Below are 22,073 nucleotides of genomic sequence, written 5' to 3' on the forward strand. Positions count from 1 at the left end.
CCCTCGCCCCGGATCGGGACGCCGGGACGCTCACCCGCCGCTGACCTGCGGGGACGGACGACCGCTGGGACGCGCGTGGGACACGGGCCGGGGCAGGACCGAGCCGGCGCCTGGCAACGGCCGTCCGCCGCGGGGGACGGCCGACGCCCCAACGGGGTGACGGTGACCGCGGTCCGCAGGCGTGATCCCCCCACCGGTCGGGTAGCAACGTCGTGTTTCGCGGCCGCTCGCGGCGACTGGTGTGAAGGGGGAGCACAGGGTGTCGGACGACGGCCCGCCGGACGGCTGGGAGGCGCACGAGCGGCGGCTGTGGGAGGCGTACCGTCGGGGCGAGTGGTGCGAGGACGTGCCGGAGGTGCGGGCCGAGGTCCTGCGGTGGCTGCTCGTCGCGGCGCCGCGCCCGGTGCCCGGGCGGCTGGCCCGGCTCCGGCTTCGCGGCACCCGGATCACCGGCACCCTGGATCTGGCCGAGGCGGCCGTCCAGGGCGCGATACGACTCGACTCCTGCCGCTTCGACGAAGTGCCCTGCTTCGACGGCGGGCAGTTCGGGGTGCTCCAGCTGAAGGACTGCGCCCTGCCGGGGCTGAGTGCGGCCGGGGCGCGGATCGGCCAGGAGTGCGAGGTCGTGGGCTGCACCCTCGACGGCACCCTCACCCTCCGCTCCCTGACCGTCGGCACGCATCTGCTGCTCGACCGCTCGACCGTGCACGCGCCCGACGGCACGGCGGCCGTCGACGCGCGGTCGATCGCCGTCGGGGAACACCTCTCGGCGACCGGCCTCGTGTGCACCGGGCCGGTCCGGCTGATGAGCTCCCGGGTGCAGGACACCCTCGGCTTCCGCGGCGCCCGGCTCCAGGGCGAGGGCGCCTGCCTCCAGGCTCCCGAACTGACCGTGGGCGGCGGCCTCTACCTCGACCGTGGGTTCTCCGGCGACGGGGGGATCAACCTCTACGGCGCCTCGATCGGCGGTTCGCTGCACCTGGAGGACGCCACCCTGACCGGCCCCGACGCCCAGGACGCCGACCCCGCCCTGCAGTTGCTCTGCGCGTCGGTCGGCGGCGACATACAGGCCGGCTCGGGGCTCGCCGTGTGGGGCAGCGTCGACATGCGGGACACCTCGGTGCGGGGCAGCGTCGTGCTGCGGCGGGCCCGGCTGCGCCATCCGGCCGGCACCGCGCTCAGGGCCCACCGGCTGCACGTCGGTGGCGACCTCGACTGCCGGGACGGCTTCGTCTCCGAGGGCACCGTGGACCTCTGCGACGCGCGGGTCGGCGGCTCGGCCCTCTTCGAGGGCGCCGAGCTGACCGGCCGCGCCGGGGCCGCCGCCCTGCGGGCCAACGGCATAGAGGTGGGCGCGGAGTTCAACTGCTGCGACGGGCTGACCGCACACGGCCGGATCTCCCTCAGCAGCATCACCGTACGGGCCAGGCTCTGCTTCGAGAACGCCCTGCTGGACGTCCCGGCGGGGGAGCGGGCCCTGATCTGCCGGCGGTCCGCGGCCGCCGAGCTGACGCTGAAGCCCCGCGAGGCACCGCGCGGCATCGTCGACCTCAGCCACACCCGGGTCGGCGTGCTCCGCGACGACCCGGCCGGCTGGCCCCGCTCGCTGGTCCTGGAGGGCCTCGCCTACGACAGCACCAAGCCCGCGCTGCCCGGGCACCGCCGGCTGACCTGGCTCGACCGCGACCCGGCCGGCTTCGCACCGCAGCCCTACGAGCAACTGGCCGCCAGCTACCGGCGCCACGGCCGGGACGCCGACGCCCGCCTCGTCCTGCTCGCCAAACAGCGCCGCAGGCGGGCCACCCTGGCCTGGCCCGCCCGGCTCTGGAGCCTGCTGCAGGACCTCACCGTCGGCTACGGGTACCGGCCGCTGCGCGCGGTGCTGCTGCTCGCCGTCTGCTTCACCGTCGGCACCGTGCTGTTCGCGACCTGGCCGCCGCTGCCCTACGGCGACGGCACGCCCCCGGATTTCCAGCCGGCGGTGTACACCCTCGACCTGCTGCTTCCGGTGGTCGACTTCGGGCAGGAGCGGTCGTACAGCTCCCACGGCGCCCTGCAGTGGGTGGTGGTCGCCCTGGTCAGCGTGGGCTGGGTGCTCGCGTCCACGGTCGTGGCGGGGGCCAACCGGGTCCTGCGCAGGTCCTGATCCGCGCGCCTGGGCCGGCCACCGTGAACACGGTGGGAACCACAGGGCAACCGTGACAGTCCCCCACCTGTCTAGCCGGTGTGACGCAGCATCAGGACCCGCCGTCCGCAGGCGGCGGGCCGTCGATCCCGAGAGGGGATTCCATGCGCATCCGTCCCGCCGTCGCCGCCGTGTCCCTTGCCACCGGCCTTTCCGCCCTTGCCGCGTCGGCGGCCCCGACAGCCGCCCTGGCGGCCAACCGGGCCGCGTCGAGCGACACCGTGTTCTCGCACGTCGTCGTCGACGGTGGCAAGGACATCGTCCTCGGCCTCACCACCAGGAAGACCGTCACCATCACCTGGACGGCGACCGACCCGGACGGCGTCGCCGCCTCATGGGCCTACCTGTGGCACGGCCCGAACACCGACGACGCCGACGGCATCCTGCCGCTCTACCCGCCGCCGGGTACCTGCACGGTGTCGGCCACCGACCCCACCACCTCCGCCTGCAGGGTGAGCTTCGCCGTGGACGCCGCGCGGGACCTCGACCACAACGGCCTGGCCGGCACCTGGAAGGTGCTCGCGGGGGCCCAGGACACCACCGACGACTGGACCGAGATCGACGCCGCGGGCACGGCCCGCATCAAGCGGCTGGCCAGAGTGACGGTGAACGCCTCGCCCGAGCCGGTGAAGAAGGGAAGGACCATCACCGTCACCGGCAAGCTCGGTCGCGCGAACTGGGAGAACGGCAGCTACACCGGCTACCAGGGGCAGGCGGTCGGGCTGCAGTTCCGCAAGAAGGGCAGCAGCACCTACACCACCCTGAAGACCGTCACCAGCGGCAGCGCCGGAGCGCTGAGGACCACCACCAAGGCCAAGGCCGACGGCTACTTCCGGTTCGTCTTCGCCGGCACCGCCACCACCGGCCCGGCCACCGCGGCCGGCGACTTCGTCGACGTGAGGTGAGCACGGCCGCCCCCGCGCGGGCCGGGAGTGGTCCCGGTCCACGCGGGGGCGGTTCGCCGGTTCGGCGGGCGGGTCAGCCGAGCAGCTTCGTCGCCAGCGTCGAGGCGTTGTACGAGCCCCAGCCGGTGGTGAAGTCCCAGCCGGTGGCCGCGGAGTAGGCGCCGTTGCTGCCGCTGGTGATGTCGTGGAAGCCGGTGCCGCTCGCCGCGTACAGGGCCGGGTTGGCGAAGCCGAGGTTGGCCTTGCCGGCCGCCGCGGCCTGCTGGTTGTAGAGGGCCGCGAACGCCGCCCACTCGGGGGCCGCGGCGCTGGTGCCGCCGACCGAGGACCAGGAGCCCTGCGAGTAGATGGAGACGCCGGGGCTCGGGTTGGCGTGCGCCGAGACGTCCGGGACCTGGCGGTAGCCGCCGCCCGCGCTCTTCTGGACGGCCGTCTGCCAGCTCGGGATCTTGAAGACGGAGGACTTGCCGCCACCGCCGCCGGACCACGCCACCTCCTTGCTGAAGGCGTTGGCCGAGGTCACGGTCAGCTTGGTGCCGCCGACGCCGGTGACGTACGGGTCGCTGGCCGGGTAGTCGACGGAGGTGCCGCCGTCGCCCGCGTCGTCGGAGCCGTCGTCACCGGAGGCCGCGTAGAAGCCGAGGCCCTCGGCGGCGCCCGCCTTGAAGACGGCGTCCACGGCGTTGATGTTGGAGGTGGTGCGGGCGGACTCGGCCGCGCCCCAGCTGATCGAGGTGGTCGGGATGCCGCTGTCGACGATGGCCTGGTAGGTGTCGACCTCGCCGGCGTCGGAGTTGGGGCCCTCGAAGACCGTCACGTTCGCCTTCGGGGCGATCGCGTGCAGGACCTCGATGTCCAGCTCGACCTCGACCTGGCCGTCGCCGAGCGCACCCGAGCCGCCGTCGACCTTGGACACGGTCGGGGTGGGCGAGCCCAGGCTGTAGTTGGTGTCGTACTTGGTGATGTTGGACTGCTGGAAGCCGTCGAACTCCAGGAGCGCGATCTTCTGGCCGCTGCCGGTGTACGTGCCGGAGACGTTGTAGCCGCCCTTGAGCTGGGCCGGGGTGTAGCCGCCGCCGGGGCCGTTGTGCGGGGAGACGGTGTGCGGGGTCGCCTGGTGGTGCAGCTGGACGCGGTTGTTGAGGCCGGCCACGTCGCTGACGATGGCGGCGAGGGAGGACGGGAGCGTCGGCGCGCTGTCGTTGGCGTAGAAGGAGCGGCCCGTAGCCGAGTCCTTCCAGGTCGACAGCCGGGTGCCGAACGCCTTCTGCAGCTGGGCGGCGGTGCCGCTGGCGTCGACGAGCAGGTTGCCGGAGTGCACCTTGCCGACAGTGACGCCCTGCGAGCGCAGGTAGTCCTTCAGCTGCTCGACCTCGGCGTCGGTCCGGCCGAAGCGGGCGGCGAACTGGCCCTTTGTCAGGTAGTGGCCGTAGGCGGCCGAGTGCGGGTCGCTGACCTTCGCTATGAAGGTGTCGAGGGCGCTGCCGCCTCTGGGCGTCAGGCTGATCGCCACCGATATGCGCTTGGCCGAGCTGACGTTGCCGGTGCGGGACGCGTCGTGCTTCAGGCCGGGCAGCACGTCCCCGGCGACGGCGGCCCGGGCGGTGTGCGGGGCGTCGGCCGCGTAGGCGGCGGGAACGACCGCCGTGATCAGCGCCGGCGCGGCGACCAGACCGAGCAGTTTCAGGCGTGACTTCACCGAGGTTCCTCCGGAGAGTGGAGAGTGGGGGGTGGGGAGTGTTCCGGAAGCGGAACGGGATCACCGTAGGAACTGCGGCGCCGCCCCCGTAAGCGGGGGAACCCTTGCGTTACGTGTTAACGGCCGGTGTCATGTCAACGGCGTGTGTCGAGCGGGCCGGGGAGCCGGGCCCGGTTGGCCTGACTGACCGTCACCGTCTGGGCGGCAGGGCCGGGTTGGTCGTCCTCGGCGGTGTCCACGGCCGCGCCCGAGGCGATGACGGCGACGGCCATGGCGTGCGCCAGCGCGGTGCGGGAGCGGACGCCGACCTTGCGGTAGACCCGGGACAGCGTCCCCTCGACCGTCTTGACGCTGATGAACAGCTCGGCGGCGACCTCCCTGTTGGTCGCCCCGCCCCCGACCAGTTCGGCGATCCGCGCCTCCGTGGGCGTGAGGTCCGGCGCGGCCGCGCCCGCCTCGGCGCCGCGCTCCCCGGCGGCCAGCCGGGCCAGTTCGTCCCTGGCCCGGCCCGCGAGCGGGGCCGCGCCGATCCGGGTCGCCGTCTCCAGGGCCTCGGCGAGCGCCTGCCGGGCCGCGTTCCGGCGGCGGGCGCGGCGCTCGACCGCGCCGAGCGCGATCAGGGTGCGCACCAGCTCGACCGGGAGCGGCAGCGGGCGCAGCAGGTCGACGGCGGCACGCAGCCGTACCGCGCCCTCCCGGGCCCGGCCGAGCCCCGCCTCGCGCAGCCCCTCCGCCCGGTCCAGCGCCGCCAGGACACTGCCGGGTGCCCCGTCCGGCACCCGCGCGCGGGCGTCGTGGAGCACCGCCCCGGCTTCCTCCGTCTCGCCGAGCACGACCAGGGCCTCGGCCAGGTCGCCGTACCAGTGCAGCAGCGGCGGGTCGGCGGCGCACATCGCCTCGCCGAGTTCCCGGACGCGTTGCAGCGCCTCGACGGCGGCCGCCGCGCCGCGCGGATCGCCGCCGAGGAGTTCGGCCTGCCCGAGGACGGCGAGGGCGCGCAGCAGGAACAGCCGGTCGCCGTCGGCCTCGGAGGCGCGGACCGCCCGTGCGGCCAGCCGGCGGGCCTCCTCGGGGGTGCCGCCCGCGGTCGCGGCCAGGGCCGCCGCGTACAGCGCCGGAGCCGTGCCGGTCAGGGCGCGCGAGCAGCGGGCCGCGGTGCGCAGCGCCTCCCGGCAGTGCCCGGCGCGCACCTGGATGCGGGTCAGCGCCACCAGGGTCGCGACGGTGTCCTCGGCCCCGGCCGGCTCCCCGGCCGCGGCGAGCAGCGGGACGACCTGGTCGCGGGCCTCGGTCACCCGGTCGGAGTCCAGGGCGAGGATCGCCCGCATGCGGATCAGCCGCCGGCTCTCCGGGCCGCCGGGACGCTCCGCTGGGTGCGCCGCGACATCCGACGGTGCCGGGAGCTGTGGTGTGTCGGGTGCCGCTTCGTCGTGGCTGGTCGCGCAGTTCCCCGCGCCCCTTTGGGGCGGTGCCGGGATCTGTGGTGTGTCGGGTGCCGCTTCGTCGTGGCTGGTCGCGCAGTTCCCCGCGCCCCTAGGGGGTGCTGTCGGGCCCGGGTGGACTTCGGCTGCGGCTTGGTCGTGGTTGGTTGCGCAGTTCCCCGCGCCCCTTTGGGGTGGTGGCGGGGTCTGTGGTGTGTCGGGTGCTGCTTGGTCGTGGCTGGTTGCGCAGTTCCCCGCGCCCCTAGGGGGTGCTGTCGGGCCCGGGTGGACTTCGGCTGCGGCTTGGTCGTGGCTGGTCGCGCAGTTCCCCGCGCCCCTGGAGGGCGCTGCAGGACCGCAGCGGAGCAAGGTCAGGGCCTCTGTCAGGGCCGCGTCGGCGGCGATCGGGTCACCGGCCAGGGAGCGCACCCGGGCGAGGGTGGCGAGGGCGTCGATCCTGGTTCGGGTGTCGCCGGCCGCGGCCGCCTGCCGGGCGTGCTCGGCCGCCTCCGTCAGCTCCCCGCACAACAGGCCCCGCACGGCGGCCCAGTGGTGCAGCCGGGCCTCGGAGCGCGGATCGCCTGCCGCGTCCCGCAGACCGTCCGCGATCAGGTCCTCGGCGCCCTCCAGCGCCTGCCCGGCGCATTGCAGCAGGACCAGCCGGGCCCGCACCCGCTGCGCCGCCGAGCCGGACCGGACGAGCACGGCCCCGGCGGCCTCGCGCGCCTCCTCGGTGCGCCCGGCGTCGCAGGCGTACTCGGCGGCGGCCAGCAGCCGTTCGGCACGTTCCGCCGGGTGGGCGGCCGGGGTGCGGCGGGCGGCGAGGGCGGCCAGCTCGAAGGCGGTGCCGGAGGCGCCGTCGTGGCGCGCGGAACCGGCCGCCGCCATCAGGGTGCGGGCCGTGTCCTCGTCCTCGTAGGGATGGGCGAGCGCGAGATGGCGGGCCCGCTCCACCGGTTCGGGCACCGCGCGGGCCAGCAGCGCGTGCGCCTGCCGACGCTCCTGCTCGGAGGCGTCGGCGTGCACGGCCGCCCGCAGCACGGGGTGGCGGAACCGTACGACCCCGTCGGCGTCGGCGGTCGCGATGCCGAGCCGTTCCGCCTGCGCGAGGCCGGCGGCCGGGTCCGGGAACCCGGCCGCCCGCAGCAGGGTGAGACTGGGGCGGGCCGCGGCGCTCGCGACGAGGAGGGCGCGCCGCACCGGCTCCGGCAGCGCACGCGCCCGTTCCAGCAGGTGGGCGCGCAGCCCCGGGGGCACCGGCGGCAGCGCGCCGAACCCGCCGGGCGCCGGGGCGTGCCGGGCGGCCCGCCCCAACTCCATTGCGTAGTACGGGTTTCCGGCAGCGGTTCGCTGGACCGCCCGGAGCAGCGCCGGGGGCAGGTCGGCGCCGAGGCCGGTGCGGACCAGGTGGGCCGTCTCGCCGTCGGTCAGGGGCGGTACGGGGAGTTCGGCGGTGCCCGGCGGGCAGCAGTGCAGCCACTCCGGCCGGCCGCCGTCCGGCACCCGCTCGGCGGCGAGCATCCGTATCCCCGGGCCGGCGAGCCGTCGTACGACGTGGGCGAGGACCTCGGCGGTCGATTCGTCGAGCCACTGCAGGCCGTCGACGACCAGCAGGACGGGCCCGTCGGCCGCCAGGGCACGCAGCGCGTCGAGGACGGCGACCCGCACGGCGAGCAGGCCGCGGCCGTCCGCGGGGCCCCCGCCGCGCAGCAGGGCCGACCGCAGCGCCGCCCGGGGCTCCGGCGGCAGGTTCTCCAGCAGGCTCTCCGGGACCCGCGCGAACAGGTCGACCAGCCCGGCGAAGGGCAACCGGGCGTCCGCCTCGGCGGGCGAGCAGTGCAGGACGGTTCCGGCGGCCGGGTCCGCCGCGAGGGCCGCGACGAGCGCGGACTTGCCGATGCCGGCGGGACCGTGGAGGAGCAGTCCGGGGCGGGCCGCCGCCTGGACCCGGGCGGCGTCGAGAAGCGCTCGGCGCCCGGTGGGTTGCATGTGTTCATGACAACCCCGGCGATCGGGTGTGTCAATGACGTCCGTCACGTCGCGGCGGCGCGCCCCCTGCCCGACATGGTCCAACAGGTCATGTCTTCTTCCTGAATCCCTCGTTACGGAACGCGGAAGGCTCTTCCGCCCTCCTCCTGTGCGGAAGCAACGAAACACGGGCAGGGAAAACAGGGACTGAGTGACATGGGTTTGACCAGTCGAACGACCGTATACGCGCTGGCGGCGCTGGCCGCCCTGTGTGTGGCGCTGCTGGTCTGGCTGTGGCCACGGCTCGCCAAGACGGGGCTGTGGCAGGTGCTGGGGCGGCTCGGGGCCGTCGCGGTGACACAGGTGACGATCGTCGCGGCGTTCGCCTGCGCCGTGAACTCGTCGTACCAGTTCTTCGGCTCCTGGAACGAACTGCTGGGCAACGTCGACACCGCCCCGGTCGGCGTGACCCAGGCGGCCGGCGGGAACGGCGGAGGCTCGGTGAACGGCATAAGCAGCGTTCACGGGGGTTCGCTCGTACAGCCCGCCGGGGACCAGCAGTTGAGCAGGGTCAGCGGGCTGCCCGACGGGCCCGCCGAGGCCGTCGGCCGGGTGGAGTCCGTGAAGATCATCGGCCGGCGCACCGGCGTGATCGACCCGGCCTTCGTCTACCTCCCGCCGCAGTACTTCCAGAAGGCGTACCACCGCATGCGGTTCCCGGTTGTCGTCGCGCTCAGCGGCTACCCCGGCAGCATCTACAACCTCGCCCAGCACCTGCGGGTCTCGCAGACCGCCGGCGAACTCCAGCGCAAGGGACAGATGCAGCCGACGATCATGGTGATGATCCGGCCCACCATCGCGCCGCCGCGCGACACCGAGTGCGTGGACGTCCCCGGCGGGCCGCAGACCGAGACGTTCCTGGCCAAGGACCTCCCGGACGCGATCAAGTCGGTCTACCGGGCCGGCCACGACGCGAGCTCCTGGGGCGTCATGGGGTACTCCTCCGGCGCCAGCTGCGCCCTCCAGCTCGCCATGCGCGACCCCGGCGTCTACACCACGGCCGCCGCCCTGTCGCCCGACTACCGGGTCAAGGACGACCCCACCACCGGCAACCTCTTCGGCAGCGGTCCCGGCCGCCAGGCCCGGATCGACGGCCACGACCTGATGTGGCGGCTGAAGCACCTGCCCGCGCCGCAGGTCTCGGTCCTGGTCGCCATGAGCAAGCACGGCGAGAAGGGCTACGCCGAGACCCAGGCCTTCATCAAGGCCGTCAAGGCACCCATGCGGGTCGTCTCCATCCTCCCCGAGAACGGCAGCCACAACTTCCCCACCTGGGTACGGGAGATGCCCGCCGCCCTGAAGTGGATGAACCAGCAGCTGACCTTCCCGCAGGACGTCGTGCCCCTGCACCACCCGAAGAAGCCGGTGACCGAGGCGGCGGGCAAGCCCACTCCGAGCGCCACCTCCGTTCCCGGCCACGGGCACCGCTCGCTGCGCGCGGAGGGCCCGGAGCCCACGGCCACGGCACACCGCTGACCGGTGCACGTCCCGTAGAGTGGGCGGCCGGTGCCGGACCAGGGGAGTGGGGAGTGGCGATGCAGGTAGCCGTGGTCACCTTCGACGGGTTCAACGAGCTGGACTCCTTCATCGCGGCCGCGCTGGTGAACCGGTGCCGCAAGCAGGGGCTGGAGGCGTTCATCACGACGCCCGCCCCGGTCGTCACGTCCATGAACGGCGTCGAGGTGACCGGGCAGCGGCCGCTGGAGTTCGTCGCCGAGGCCGACGTCGTGCTGGTCGGCAGCGGGGTGCGGGCCCGGGACGTGGTCGCCGACGACCGGCTGGTCTCACGCCTGCCGCTCGACCCCGCCCGGCAGTTGATCGGCGCCCAGTGCTCCGGCGCCCTCGTGCTGGCCCGGCTCGGCCTGCTGGACGGCCGGCCCGCGTGCACCGACACCGTCAGCCGGCCCTGGGTCGAGGCCCGCGGGGTCACCGTGCTCGACGCGCCGTTCCACAGCGAGGGGAACATCGCCACGGCCGGCGGCTGCATGGCCTCCCAGTACCTCGGCGCCTGGGTGATCTCCCGGACCCTCGGCGACGAGGCCGTGCGCGAGGTCATCGGTTACACGGCACCCGTCGGCGAGAAGCAGGAGACCGTCGAGCGGGTCCTGCGCGCCGTCCGCACCGGCGAGACGGCGGTCGCGGCACCGCGCTGAGCGGCGGTCGCGGCAATGCGCTGAGCGGCGGATCCGGGCGGCGTTCAGATCCAGGTGTCGAGCCACATCCTGGACTGCCAGCCGCTGTAGGGAATCGTCTGGCCGGTGTAGACCGGGTAGAAGTAGACGAAGTTCCAGGCGATGAGAAGCACCAGCACCCCCGCGGCCACCGCGCCCCCCAGCCGCCGCCGCTCCGACGCGCCCCGCGGCCCGAGCAGGGCTGCGACCATCATCGCCACGGCCAGGCACAGGTACGGCACGAAGACCACGGCGTAGAAGGAGAAGACCGTACGGTCCTGGTAGAGGAACCAGGGGAGGTAGCCGGCCGCCACCGCGCAGAGGATCGCGCCGGCCCGCCAGTCGCGGCGCAGCGCCCACCGGTAGAGCAGGTAGGCGACGGCGAGACAGGCCGACCACCACAGCATGGGGGTGCCCAGCGCGAGGACCGTGCGGGAGCAGGCGGCCGCGGTGGAGCAGCCGTCCTGGCCCGGCTGCGGGGAGTCGTAGGCGAACAGCACGGGACGGCCGAGGACCAGCCAGCTCCACGGGTTCGACTGGTACTTGTGCGGCGTGTGCAGGTTCACGTTGAACTGGTAGACGAGGTACTCGTAGTGCCAGAAGCTGCGCAGCGGTGCCGGTATCCACGACCAGGTGCCGCCCCGGCCGTCCGCCCAGTGCCGGCCCCAGCCGTCGTCGGACAGGAACCAGCCGGTCCAGGACAGCAGGTACGTCAGGAGCGCGGTCGGGACGAGGGAGAGGACCGACCGGCCGAGGTCCCGGCGCAGGACCGCCCGGTACGGGTGGCGGGCCCCGGCGACGCGACGGGCGCCGACGTCCCACAGCAGCGTCAGGACCACGAAGAAGACCAGTACGTACAGGCCGTTCCACTTCGTCGAGGCCGCCAGGCCCAGCAGGACGCCGGCCGCGAGGCGCCAGGGCCGGCGGCCCGTCCCGGCGCGGTCGCCGGTGTCCGCGTCCGGGCGCACCCGGCCCTCCGCGTCGGCCGGCAGGGCCGCGGCCAGCCGGGCCCGGGACCGGTCCCGGTCGATCAGCAGGCAGCCGAACGCCGCCAGCACGAAGAACATGACGACGAGGTCGAGCAGCGCGGTGCGGCTCATCACCAGGTGCAGGCCGTCGATCGCCAGCAGCGCCCCGGCCAGACAGCCCAGGAACGTCGAACGGAGCAGGCGGCGGCCGATGCGGCACAGCATGAACACCGACAGGGTGCCGAGGGCAGCCGTCATGAACCGCCAGCCGACCGGGTCGAGGCCGAACAGCCACTCGCCGACGGAGATCACCCACTTGCCGGTCGGCGGGTGCGCGACGAAGGAACCGGTGTCGGAGAGCGAGATCACCTGGGGGTGCGCCAGGATCTGCGGGTCGGCGATCTTGCGGTCCGGCCAGGTGCCCTCGTAACCGAGGTGCAGCAGCGCCCAGGCGTCCTTGGCGTAGTACGTCTCGTCGAAGATGAGGTCCCGCGGCCGGCCGAGGTGCCAGAAGCGCAGGACGCCGGCCAGGGCGGCGACGAGCAGCGGGCCCAGCCACTCCGTCGCCCGCGCGAGCCGCCGCGCCCGGGCCGGGCCGAGGCCCACGAGTTGCCAGAGCCGGGTGGGGGGCTCGGGGAAGGGCGGGACCAGGCGTTCCCGGACACCGGCGTACGCGCCCGCGCGCGGGGCCCCGGCGTAACCGAACCGGCGCAGCCGGTCCGGCCACCCCGGGGACTTCGGCGCCGGGCGTATGCCGTCGAGGTCGTGGGAACGCGTCGCGCTGCTGTTCGTCACCGGACGACCTTAGGCCGTCCCCACACCGGTCCGCGAAGCGGCCGTGGCGTCGTCACGGCTGTGGCGTCGTCACCGCGGCGGCGCCGGCCCGGCGTCCACGGCGGGGGGTCCGCCAACTTTCCTGCCCCGCACCAGGCTTGGAGCTGCCATGTGCGGGGCAGAGCCCTCCTACCGGACAGCAGGTACCGGTCAGGCTCGGCAAGAGGAGGGCGTCATGGACGGTCGGATCCGCGTACGCGTTGTTCGTCGGCCCGCTCCCCGCGGGCAGGAGATCGACCGCAGGACGCCTTCGGGGCGCATCCTGCCGTACTGAGCGCTTCGCTGGGGACGCCGCGGGGTGGTGTCGGGCGGCGTGGTCCCGGCCATGGCCGCGGGAGGGGGACACGGGCGTGCCTGATCTGGTGCGGACGACGGGCGGCCGGCGGCTGCGGGTGGAGGTGTCGGGGGATCCCCGGGGGCGGCCGGTGTTCCTGCTGCACGGCATGCCGGGCAGCAGGGTGGGGCCGCGGCCCCGGCCGATGTTCCTGTACCAGCGCGGCGCCCGCCTCATCAGCTTCGACCGGCCGGGCTACGGGGGCTCGGACCGCCGCCCCGGGCGGCGGGTCGTGGACGTCGTCGAGGACGTGGCGGCCGTGGCCGACGCCCTCGGGCTGGGCCGGTTCGCGGTGGCCGGCCGCTCCGGGGGCGGACCGCACGCCCTCGCCTGTGCGGCGCTGCTGCCGGGCCGGGTGACCCGGGCGGCCGCCCTGGTGGGGCTCGCGCCGCGGGACGCCGAGGGGCTCGACTGGTTCGCCGGGATGGCACCGTTCAACGTCCAGGAGTTCCACACCGCCTTCACCGACCCCGAGCGGTACGCGGCCCGGCTCATCCCGCGCTCGGCCGTCATCCGCAGCAATCCGGCGCGGATGCTGGAGGACCTGCGGGCCGACCTGACCGAGGAGGACCGGCTGATCGTCTCCGACACCAGCATCCGGTCCATGCTGCTGCGCACCTACCACGAGGCACTGCGCACCTCGCCGTACGGCTGGATCGACGACGCGTTGGCGCTGACCAGCCCATGGGGTTTCGACCCGGCGCAGATCGGGGTGCCGGTGCTGCTGTGGGCCGGTGCGAAGGACGTGTTCTCGCCCGCCTCCCACTTCTCCTGGCTGGCCGCCCGCATTCCACGTGCCAAGGCCGTCCTGGAGCCGAAGGCGGCCCACTTCGCGTCGCTGCGCGCGCTGCCCGACGTACTGGACTGGCTGCTGGCGGGTACGCCGAGGGGCTGACGGTGCGCGGCCCCGGCGTGCCGTCCGCCGCCGCGTGCGGTCACACGGCGAGCGGCTCCAGGTCCCGGTACACCCTGCGTTCCTCCAGCGCGAAACGGGTGATGCCGTTGTTCTCGCCGAGTTGCCGGCGCAGCCCCTTCAGGTCCCTGACCGCCTCGTCGCGCAGCGCGCGGGCCTCGTCCAGGCGGCCGAGGGCGGTCAGGGTCAGGGCGCTGTTGCTGACGACGGCGAGGGCCTCGGGATGCTGGGCGCCGAGGTCGGCGCGGAGCGCGTCGGCGCTGCGCTGCTCCCGCTCCCATGCCTCCTCCGGCCGCCCGGTCTCGGCGAGCACGATCGCGTAGTTGGCGGAGCAGAACTGGGTGTGCGGGTGGTGGGCGCCGAGTACGTCGGTCATGCGGGCCAGCACCTTCAGGAACACGTCCTCGGCCTGCTCGCTGTCGCCGCAGCCCCAGTGGAAGACGCCGAGGTTGTTCATCGCGGCCTGGGTGTAGGGGTGGGCCTCGCCCGGCTTCTTCACGTACTCGGCGAGCACCTTCTGGGCGACGTCGCGCGCCTGCTCCCGGTCCTCGGCCGCGAACAGGTCCGCGGCGTGGTTCAGCTCGCAGGCGAGGAGGTCCGGGGTGGAGACCGTGTACTGCGCCCGGTACTGCTCCAGGGTCGCGGAGGTCAGCCGCCGGGCGTCCTCCAGCTGGCCCGCCCTGCGCAGCGACACCGCGAGCGACTTCGCGCACCGCAGGGTGCCGGGGAACTCCTTGCCGAGCACGCGCTTGTGCTGGTCGTACGCCTGGGACAGCACGGCCACCGACGCCGTGTACTCGCCGACCTCGCGCAGGTCGCGGCCGAGGTTCTCGGCGGACGAGAGGGTGTAGATGTGATCGGCGCCGTGGACCTTCGTGCGGCGGGCGAAGGTGACGTCGTCGATCTGCCGGGCGTCCCGGTACCTGCCGACCATGCGCAGCGCCAGGGCGAGGTTGTTGGCCGCGTTCAGGGTGCGCGGGTGGGCCTCGTAGAAGAGTTCGCTGAAGCCCTCGTGCGCCTCCCTCGCGAGCTCCACGGCCTTGGTGTACTCGCCGAGTGCCGCGAGGTCGCTGGAGAGGCCGGAGGTGGTGATGAAGGTGTGCGGGTGCCGGTCGCCGAGCAGCCGGCGCTGCCGCTGCAGCACGTCGTCGTCCAGCTCCCGTGCCTCGACGTAAAGCCCCTGGGAGCGCAGCACGTTGGCGAGCTGGCAGCGCAGGTACAGGTACTGCTCGTCGTCCTCGCCGAGGGGCTCCTTCCAGTGGTCGAGGAGTTCCTCGGCGAGGCGCTGCGCCCGCGGGAACTCACCGCGCTTCCACAGGTAGCGGACACGGTCGACGAGCAGCCTGCGCGGCTCCGACTCGGTGCAGTTGCGGATGTCGGAGGCGGTCAGATGGGGCCAGATGATGTCGAACTGCGGCCAGTTCTCGCGGTTGTCGGTGGGTTCGTCGCCCTTGGGGCGGGCGCCTCTGAGGATCTTGTGCACCGCGTGCCGGGCGATGCGCCGCTCCTCTTCCGACATCTGGGAGCGGATCACCGCCTGCACGAGTCGGTGCACCTGGATCGAGCGGGAGATCTGGTCGACCTTGGCGAGGGCGAGCTGGCTGATCTCCCGCACCAGCTGGCCGATCAGCAGGCTCTCCGTCAGGCCGAGGGCGGTGACCATCTCGTTGCTGTCGTAGAGCAGTTCGGAGGAGATCGGCTCGGCGGCGAGGAACGCGCACAGCTGCAGCAGCCGGACCGAGGCGGGCGACCGTTCCTTCAGCCGCCGGATGGAGATGTTCCAGGTGGCGGCCACCGTGTCGGGGTAGTCGGCGGGCTGGTTGAGCCCCATCACCGCGGCCGTCTCCTCGCTGAGGCGGCGCAGGTACTCGGCCGTCGGCATGGCGGTCTCGGCCAGCCAGGCCCCGGCCTGCTCCACGGCGAGCGGCAGGTCGCCCACGGCGTCCGCGACCTGGTCGGCCTCCGCGGGGGAGAGGCCCGGGGCGCGCCGGGACAGGTGCTCGACGCTCTCCTGCCGCTGGAAGACGTCGACCGGCAGCGTCTCGCCCTTGTCCGACCACGCCTGGTTCCGCGAGGTGACGAGGATGTGCCCACCGCCGGTGGTCGGCATGTACCCGGCGAGGTCGTCCGGGTCGTCGGCGTTGTCGAAGACGAGGATCCACCGCTTGGTCGGGTTGCCCCGGGAGAGCATGCGGACGGTTTCCTTGCTGGCCAGCGCCATGTCCTCGCCGCCGGGCGCGCCGATCCGGGAGCCGAGTTCGGCCAGCGTGGACACCACGTTGTCGATGTTCTCGGACGGCACCCACCACACCAGGTCGTAGTCGGCGCTGAACCGGTGCACGTACTCCAGCGCGATCTGCGTCTTGCCGACCCCGCCCATTCCGAACAGAGCCTGCTGCTGCGGCAGTACGGCGGTCATGCCGCTGCGCAGCTGCTCCCGCACCTTTTCGAGGATGTAACCCCGGCCGGTGAAGGTGCTGTTGCGCTGTGGCACGTTCCAGTGGTCCGGTACGTGGCCGGGGAACCGGGGCGCCGCAGGCCCGCCCTTGGGCAACTGGCCGGGCAGTTCGAGCGCGCCGAGCAGCGCGCCCTCGCAGCCTCCTTCGTCGAGCCCGTGGAGTTCGACGAGGTCGGCCTGGTGCCGGTACGAGTCCGGCGGCCGGACCTCGTCCACCCGTACCGATATCAGCGGTCCGGGCAGCCCGTCACCGCTGACGGACGGGCTCGGCAGGCTTCCCGTGTGCCGGGATCCGTACAGCGCCCTGGACCACAGGAGCAGGACGCGGGTGCCGGGGACGAGGCTGTCGAGCGGGCCGGCGGCCACGTCGCGCAGCGAGACGGTGCAGCCCGCGCGCTTCAGCAGCGACTCGATCCAGTCGGCCCACATCCGGTTCTCGGCCGCGTACACGACGGCCACCCGCGCCCCGTTGGCCTGCGGCCGGCGCCGGATGAAGGCGTCCCGGCTGCGCAGCCGCGCCGGTTCCGGGATCGGCGGCAGCGTGGTGACCTCGTCGTCGGTCACGGCCGCGGCGAGCCGCTCGAAGGCGGCCAGCAGCGACTTGGGGTCGCCCTTCTTGTCCCCGACGACGGCGAGGGTCTCCTCGTAGGCGTAGTACGGCTTGTACGGTATTTCGACGCTGCCCCAGTAGGCGGTGACCTCGTCGGCGCTCAGCCGCTCCCCGTCCGGTCCCTTCGGCAGCCCGGCGAACTTCATCCGGGCCACCGCGCGGCCCGCCTCGACCTTGTCCTTCTCGCCGTCGTCGACGCGCATCGGCACGGGCAGCACCCGGATGCGCCGCTTGCGGTGGTCGTCGCCGACGCTGTGCGCGACCTCGGCGGCGCCGTCGATGGACTGGTCGCTGAGGGTGAAGCAGTCCACGAGGACGTCGGGCATCTGGAGGGTGCAGATGTCCGCGGTGTCCGACAGGCCGGTGCGCGAGTCGATCAGTACGTAGTCGTACGACTCCTTCATGCTGTCGCGCAGCGCCTCCAGGAACATGCCGCCGTTGAGGCGGTCGTAGAAGTTGTCCCACTCCAGGGAGGAGGCCGTGCCCGAGTAGGCCCGGAACTGGCGGCCCGCGGAGAGGAAGTCGAGCGAGCCGCCGTCCTCGAAGGCGAGCCCCTGCCGTTCGGGGGAGAGCGAGACGGCGTGCTGTTCCACGTCCGCGAACTGCAGGTGCCAGGACCCCGTGCGGCTGATTCCGTCGGTCGCCGCCCAGGCGTAGTCCTGGAGGATGTTGAGGACGCCGCCGGTGGCGGTGAGCACGTTGGGGTCCAGGAACGGGTGGAAGAAGCGATCCAGCCCCGGGGCCTCCAGGTCCCAGTCCACGGCGAGGACGCGTTTGCCGTTGGCGGCGAGGATCCACGCCGTGTTGGCCAGCGCCATCGTCCGTCCGGTGCCGCCCTTGTACGAGTAGAAGGTGATGATGCGTCCGTCCCTTGCGGCCGTCATGCCTCTCCTCCGGGTTCGTCTCCCGCGTCCGGGCCGGACGGCGGGTAGGGGTCCGCCAGACGGGGTCTGGGGAAGTGCGGGCCCGGCGGCAGTCGGACCTCGGCGTTCTTCAGGAACTGCCGGGTCGTGTAGGCCACGACCTCGGGCAGCACCCTGGTGAAGGACTTGAGCGTGGGGACGCCGTTGACGGCGATCCGGGCGTCGCTGCGCCGGGCCCGCTCCAGGATGGTCGGCATCACCCGCTCCAGCTCCTCGGCGAGCCGGCGCCCCTCCTGGCCGTGGTTCTGCAGGTCGGCCCGGCAGCGCGGCACGATCGCGCTCACCCACGGGCGGGCGTACGCGTCGAACGTCTTCAGCCTGCGCCGGCGTTCCTCGTCGCTCAGCGCCCACTGGTCCACCAGCAGGATGCCGGGCTGCCGCTCGCCGGAGCCGCGTGGCTCCTCGGCGGGGCTCTCGTCGTCGAAGGCGGCGACCGTCACCCGGTAGTCCAGCGAGCGGATCAGTTCCTCGGCGTGCGTGGACAGCGCGCGCGTCGACTCGGTGTGGTACGGGTTCCAGTCCAGCGCGTCGTCGCCGTACGGCCTGGCGTCCCGGTGCTGCGGGACGGAGTCCTCGGTGGGGGCGGCCACGGTCAGCCGGATGTGCCGGGGGCCGGTGCCACGCGGTTTGAAGGCGCTCGGCGTGCTCTCGTAGTCCCTCGGGCGGCCGGGCGGCAGCCGGGCCTCGCGGGCCGCCTGCACGATGCGTTCGGCGAGGCCGAACACGGTCTCGTCGTACTCGTCGCGCAGCCTGCTGAGCTTGATCAGCCCGTAGATCCCGTTGTTCAGGTACCGCCCGCCCGACGACGTGCTCTCGATGTGCATGTGGCGTACGGAGTCGGGGAGTTCACGCATGTCGACGCGTGTCCACAGGGCGGGCACGATGGCCGAGGCGGTGGCCGTTCCGGTGGTCCTGGCGTTCAGCATCCGCTCGTGGAACGCGTACCACTCGCGGCCGCACATCTCGCTGGAGAAGTAGCGCGGTGAGAACAGCGGTACGAACACCCGGCAGACGGCGAGGTTCTCACTCAGTTTCTCCGGCCAGCCCTCCCCGGACCGCATCTCCCGGTCCATGAAGCCGGGCGGGGACCCCGCGGGCAGGTCGGTGAGCGCCACGATGTGATTGCACAGGTCGTTGAACAGCACGCGCACCCAGTGGTCCGGGTCGCCGCTGTCCGGGCCCCACTGCGGGGTGTGGGCGTACGACAGGAAGAAGTAGGGCCGGTTGTCCGGAGCCCGGTCCTGCACCCGTTCCCCCATGTCCGCACGTCCCCCTGCCCGTCGGCAAGCCGCTGGGCCGCCCCCGTCGACGGTGCGCGCCTCCGCCGGACTCAACAATGTGCCCGACGGACCCCGCTTCCGGTTCACTGCTTTCAGGCCAAAGGCGGTCGATATCCAGACATCTGCCCCTTGGCGTGGCCCACCACGTCCCGCATGGCGCAGAGCACGACCGCCCGCGACGCCCACTCGGCCTCGGCGAGCATGCGGCGCGGCAGCCGGGAGCCGATCTTCCCGAAGTCGCTGTCGTCCAGGGCGAGATCCCGGTACTCGACCCAGTTCCCCTTGTCGCCCACCACGCACCGGTACGTACGCCGGGGCGGCCTGGGCCGCATCAGGTACTCGGCGTAGTGGAACGCGCTGCACACCTCGAACCCGACCCGCAGCAGCAGGATCTGGGCGTCGGCGGCGTACAGCCTCGCCATCGGGGAGAGCCTGCCCAGGTGGCTGCGCAGCGCATGCCGGCGCAGCAACCTGCCTGCCGCGGGCCCGAGTCCGGCGAAGGAGGTCTGCGGATGCGTGCTGCGCACCGCGCCGGGCGTCGACCGCACGCACTCGGCGAGCGCCCCCATGGTCGGGCACCCGGTGGCGTCCGGTTCGAACGGCGGCATCGCCTCGCGGTACGCGGCCGCCTCGGCCTCGTCCAGGCCTGCGACGGCCTGCCGGTAGGCGCGGGAGGTGTCGGAGTTCTCGGGCGTGAACGCGGGCACGATCAGGGTGCCCCCGGGACCGAGTGCGGCGAGCAGCCCGTCCCGGACCCGCTCCGGCGCGACCCCGGTGCCGCCCAGGGAGGCGTGCACCATCAGCACCCCGCCCCGCCGGACGCCCAACTCGCGGAGCAGTCCGTCCAGTTCCGCTGCCGTCGACTGTGCCGTCCCGGTCATGATCCCTCGCAGACGCTCGACCACTGCGACCACATGCGGGCCACCAGCACGGCCCCGGTCGCCGTCAGTTCGGACTCCGGCAGCAGGGTGAGCGCGGTGAGCGCGCGTGCCGCCTCCTCGTGCGCCGCCTGCCCCAGCCCGTCGTCCGCCCGGTCCAGCAAAGCGCCGGCGGGGCTGCCGGGCCGGTGCAGGTCGGCCGTCTCGCGCAGCGCGGTGAGGCGGGCCCGGCGCCCGATGCGGGGGAGTTCCCGGGCGAACTCCTCGGGGGTCACGTCGACCGCCACGCCCAGCGCCCCGAACCCGTGGCCGCCCAGTGCCAGACCGCTGCCCTCCGTCAGCGGGGTGAGGACGGTGGGGCGGAACGCCTCCGGCGCGCAGGGCCCGTCCGGGGGCTCCTTGGCCAGCAGCTCGTAGGCGCGCGCCATCCGTTCGGCGAACTCGCCGCGCTCCAGGGGCGGGGCGACGGGGAAGGGATAGCAGTCGCGGTAGGGGTCGGCGTCGTCGACCAGTGGACCGTCCTGGACCGGCAGCCGGTCCACGGGGCGCCAGTGCGTGGGGACGGGGGCCCCGTCGAGGCGTACCCAGCCTGCGCCGGACTCCCGGTTCTCGCGTACCCGGAAGGCGTCCGGTGCCACGGTGACCTCGATGCGGCCGGGGGCGTCCAGGCGGTAGGTGCCCCAGGTCGGCAGGTGCAGCCGGGTGCCGGGCTGGTCCCAGGAGAGCGTGGCCGGTACTCCTGCCCGCAGGGCCGCGGCGACGGCCAGGGACATGAACCGGGCCGTGTCGGCGGGGCCGCGCAGGGAGCGCTGGAGGCTGGTGCGCACATAGGGGTGCGCCAGCACCTCGTCCAGGTGGGGCGCGGTCCCGGCGTCGGCGTCCAGGGCCAGCAGCAGCCGCCAGGCGTCCGCCCAGTCCGGCTCGGACGCCAGGTGCTGCTGTGCCCGGCGCAGCAGCACCCGGTCCAGTTCCAACTGCGCCCACGAGAGTTGGTCCGAGCCCAGGACCGCGGGGGAGAACGCGCGGTCGGTCACCCGGTCGGCGATGCCCTCGATCAGGGAGCGGAGGTCGCCGCAGAAGACACTGGGGTTGTCGAAGCCGTTCCCCGAGCGGTACCGGTGCCCGTACAGGCCGCCGCCGCAGGACCGCACCACCGGACAGCCGCGGCAGGTGTCGCCGAGTCCGTCGACCCCCTGCTGCCGGGCCTGGACACCGGGGTGCGCGGCGAACTCGGCGAATCCGTGCCGGAAGACGTCGTACCCCGTCTCCGGGGCGCCCGCGTAGGCGGACTTCAGCCAGTCGGCCTGCTCGAAGTCCCCGTCCGTCTCGATCACGGCGAGGTCGCTGGGCGCCAGCCCCAGCGCCTCGGTCAGGGGCGGCCCGCCGCGCAGCGTGCTCAGCACCGAGTCGAAGGTCCGCACCGGCATCGGGCGGCCCTGCTGCTCCCAGCGGTCGAAGACCGCGAGCAGCCAGTCGGCGTACGGGGTGGTGGTGCCGGCCGGGTTGGGCGGGGGGCTGTCCCAGGTGGAGTGCGGAAGCAGGTAGTCGATCCGCGGCGGGGCCAGCTCGGTGAGGGCGTCGTGCACGGCGACCGGGTCGTTGGCCACGTCCACCGTGCACAGCACCCCGCTGAACAGGTGACGGTACTCGGGCTCCTGGAGCAGCCGGATGCCGCGGACCACGCGCTCGTAGCTGCTGCGTCCCCTGCGGTCGAGCCGGTGCCGGTCGTTGGCCGCGCGGTCGCCGTCGAGCGACACGCTGACCCGGACCCCGAACTCCCGGCAGACGTCCAGGTGCCGCCGGTTCAGGGTGACCGCGTTGGTGTGCATGCGCAGGTCGAGCGCGGTCAGTGGGGCGAGGGCGCGGGTGAGTTCCGCGCAGATGTCGCGCAGCCGGGCCGGACCGACCAGCAGCGGTTCGCCGCCGTGCAGGATCACCGAGACGGATTCCAGGGCCCGGGACCCGGCGTATTCGGCCAGTCGGGCGGCGACGGCGCGCACCGTCTCCGGGCGGATGAAGGTCGGGCGGGACCGCCAGCTCTGGTCGGCGTGCTGATACACGTAACAGTGGTCGCAGAGCAGATCGCACCTGCTGTGGATCTTGAGGACCAGCTGTCTCAGAGGTGGGTCGTCGGGCGACTGGCTCGTCACTGGAGTCAGTCTGTCAGACTTCCCGTGCCCGAGGCGCCCCAAACCGCTTGATCGGTGGGCGCGTTGACGCCAATGGCGCACTGGCGTGGGTGCCGGCGGTACGCCCGTCCGCCGGGCGCACCCACGTCAGAGTGAACGTCCTCGTGTCGTCGTTCCCGGTCAGAACGCCGAGTTGAACGTCGACTGGCCCGAACGGCGGTCGGCGACGTCGGTCACGCGGCCCGGGGGGGGGGGGGGGGGGGGGGGGGGGGGGGGGGGGTGCGGGGGGGGGGGGGGGGGGGGGGGGGGGGGGGGGGGGGGGGGGGGGGGGGGGGGT

Annotated in this window: 12 protein-coding genes; 5 read left to right on the top strand and 7 right to left on the bottom strand. The window is 73.6% G+C overall.

Features of this window, described 5'->3' with window-relative positions:
* Positions 1–259 precede the first annotated feature (259 nt).
* Together ACZ63F_RS14655 and ACZ63F_RS14660 are read left to right on the top strand one after the other, a co-directional pair.
* Positions 260–2,146, top strand: coding sequence for a hypothetical protein (locus tag ACZ63F_RS14655; RefSeq protein WP_469711094.1), 1,887 nt, complete (start codon positions 260–262; stop codon positions 2,144–2,146).
* Positions 2,147–2,289: 143 nt separating this feature from the next.
* Positions 2,290–3,090, top strand: a complete 801-nt coding sequence (locus ACZ63F_RS14660; RefSeq protein ID WP_469711096.1) for a hypothetical protein — start codon at positions 2,290–2,292, stop codon at positions 3,088–3,090.
* Positions 3,091–3,163: 73 nt separating this feature from the next.
* On the opposite strand, the gene ACZ63F_RS14665 is transcribed toward ACZ63F_RS14660, so the two are convergent.
* Positions 3,164–4,789: a S53 family peptidase gene (locus ACZ63F_RS14665; protein ID WP_469711097.1), complete on the bottom strand. Its 1,626-nt coding sequence runs from the start codon at positions 4,787–4,789 to the stop codon at positions 3,164–3,166.
* Positions 4,790–4,923: 134 nt separating this feature from the next.
* Positions 4,924–8,199 (bottom strand): AAA family ATPase, encoded by a 3,276-nt coding sequence (locus tag ACZ63F_RS14670; RefSeq protein WP_469711100.1) that lies wholly within the window; start codon positions 8,197–8,199, stop codon positions 4,924–4,926.
* Between the two features lie 195 nt (positions 8,200–8,394).
* Between ACZ63F_RS14670 and ACZ63F_RS14675 the strand changes: the two genes are divergently transcribed.
* Positions 8,395–9,714 (top strand): alpha/beta hydrolase, encoded by a 1,320-nt coding sequence (locus ACZ63F_RS14675; RefSeq protein WP_469711101.1) that lies wholly within the window; start codon positions 8,395–8,397, stop codon positions 9,712–9,714.
* Between the two features lie 59 nt (positions 9,715–9,773).
* Positions 9,774–10,391, top strand: coding sequence for a DJ-1/PfpI family protein (locus tag ACZ63F_RS14680; RefSeq protein ID WP_352353454.1), 618 nt, complete (start codon positions 9,774–9,776; stop codon positions 10,389–10,391).
* Positions 10,392–10,435: 44 nt separating this feature from the next.
* Here ACZ63F_RS14680 and ACZ63F_RS14685 read toward each other — a convergent pair whose 3' ends face one another.
* Positions 10,436–12,172, bottom strand: coding sequence for a dolichyl-phosphate-mannose--protein mannosyltransferase (locus tag ACZ63F_RS14685; protein ID WP_469711102.1), 1,737 nt, complete (start codon positions 12,170–12,172; stop codon positions 10,436–10,438).
* A gap of 389 nt (positions 12,173–12,561) precedes the next feature.
* On the opposite strand from ACZ63F_RS14685, the gene ACZ63F_RS14690 reads away from it, so the two are divergent.
* The gene (locus ACZ63F_RS14690; RefSeq protein ID WP_469711104.1) at positions 12,562–13,440 is read left to right on the top strand and encodes an alpha/beta fold hydrolase; all 879 of its coding nucleotides are present in this window, start codon (positions 12,562–12,564) and stop codon (positions 13,438–13,440) included.
* A 40-nt stretch (positions 13,441–13,480) separates the two neighbouring features.
* Here ACZ63F_RS14690 and fxsT read toward each other — a convergent pair whose 3' ends face one another.
* The 4 genes from fxsT to fxsBH all read right to left on the bottom strand — a co-directional run bounded on the left by fxsT (position 13,481) and on the right by fxsBH (position 21,757).
* On the bottom strand, positions 13,481–17,410 hold the full coding sequence (gene fxsT, locus ACZ63F_RS14695) for an FxSxx-COOH system tetratricopeptide repeat protein (RefSeq protein WP_469711106.1): 3,930 nt from the start codon (positions 17,408–17,410) through the stop codon (positions 13,481–13,483).
* Positions 17,407–18,708 carry a TIR-like protein FxsC gene (locus tag ACZ63F_RS14700; protein WP_469711108.1) on the bottom strand — a complete coding sequence of 434 codons (1,302 nt, stop codon included), beginning with the start codon at positions 18,706–18,708 and terminating at the stop codon, positions 17,407–17,409. The genes fxsT and ACZ63F_RS14700 overlap by 4 nt, the downstream gene beginning before the upstream one ends.
* A gap of 113 nt (positions 18,709–18,821) precedes the next feature.
* A complete protein-coding gene (locus tag ACZ63F_RS14705) occupies positions 18,822–19,610 on the bottom strand; it encodes an AAC(3) family N-acetyltransferase (RefSeq protein ID WP_469711110.1) in 789 nt (262 codons plus the stop codon).
* Positions 19,607–21,757 carry a radical SAM/SPASM protein FxsBH, inactivated beta-hydroxylase extension form gene (gene fxsBH / locus ACZ63F_RS14710; RefSeq protein ID WP_469711113.1) on the bottom strand — a complete coding sequence of 717 codons (2,151 nt, stop codon included), beginning with the start codon at positions 21,755–21,757 and terminating at the stop codon, positions 19,607–19,609. The genes ACZ63F_RS14705 and fxsBH overlap by 4 nt, the downstream gene beginning before the upstream one ends.
* Between the last annotated feature and the right edge of the window lie 316 nt (positions 21,758–22,073).

The organism is Streptomyces sp. NPDC104761, assembly GCF_055583445.1.

What these genes read in the sequence shown, in the direction of transcription:
- ACZ63F_RS14660 (WP_469711096.1), top strand. Translation starts at nt 2,290, where the DNA reads ATGCGCATCCGTCCCGCCGTCGCCGCCGTGTCCCTTGCCACCGGCCTT.
- ACZ63F_RS14670 (WP_469711100.1), bottom strand. Translation starts at nt 8,199, where the DNA reads ATGCAACCCACCGGGCGCCGAGCGCTTCTCGACGCCGCCCGGGTCCAG.
- ACZ63F_RS14675 (WP_469711101.1), top strand. Translation starts at nt 8,395, where the DNA reads ATGGGTTTGACCAGTCGAACGACCGTATACGCGCTGGCGGCGCTGGCC.
- ACZ63F_RS14680 (WP_352353454.1), top strand. Translation starts at nt 9,774, where the DNA reads ATGCAGGTAGCCGTGGTCACCTTCGACGGGTTCAACGAGCTGGACTCC.
- fxsT (WP_469711106.1), bottom strand. Translation starts at nt 17,410, where the DNA reads ATGACGGCCGCAAGGGACGGACGCATCATCACCTTCTACTCGTACAAG.
- ACZ63F_RS14700 (WP_469711108.1), bottom strand. Translation starts at nt 18,708, where the DNA reads ATGGGGGAACGGGTGCAGGACCGGGCTCCGGACAACCGGCCCTACTTC.
- ACZ63F_RS14705 (WP_469711110.1), bottom strand. Translation starts at nt 19,610, where the DNA reads ATGACCGGGACGGCACAGTCGACGGCAGCGGAACTGGACGGACTGCTC.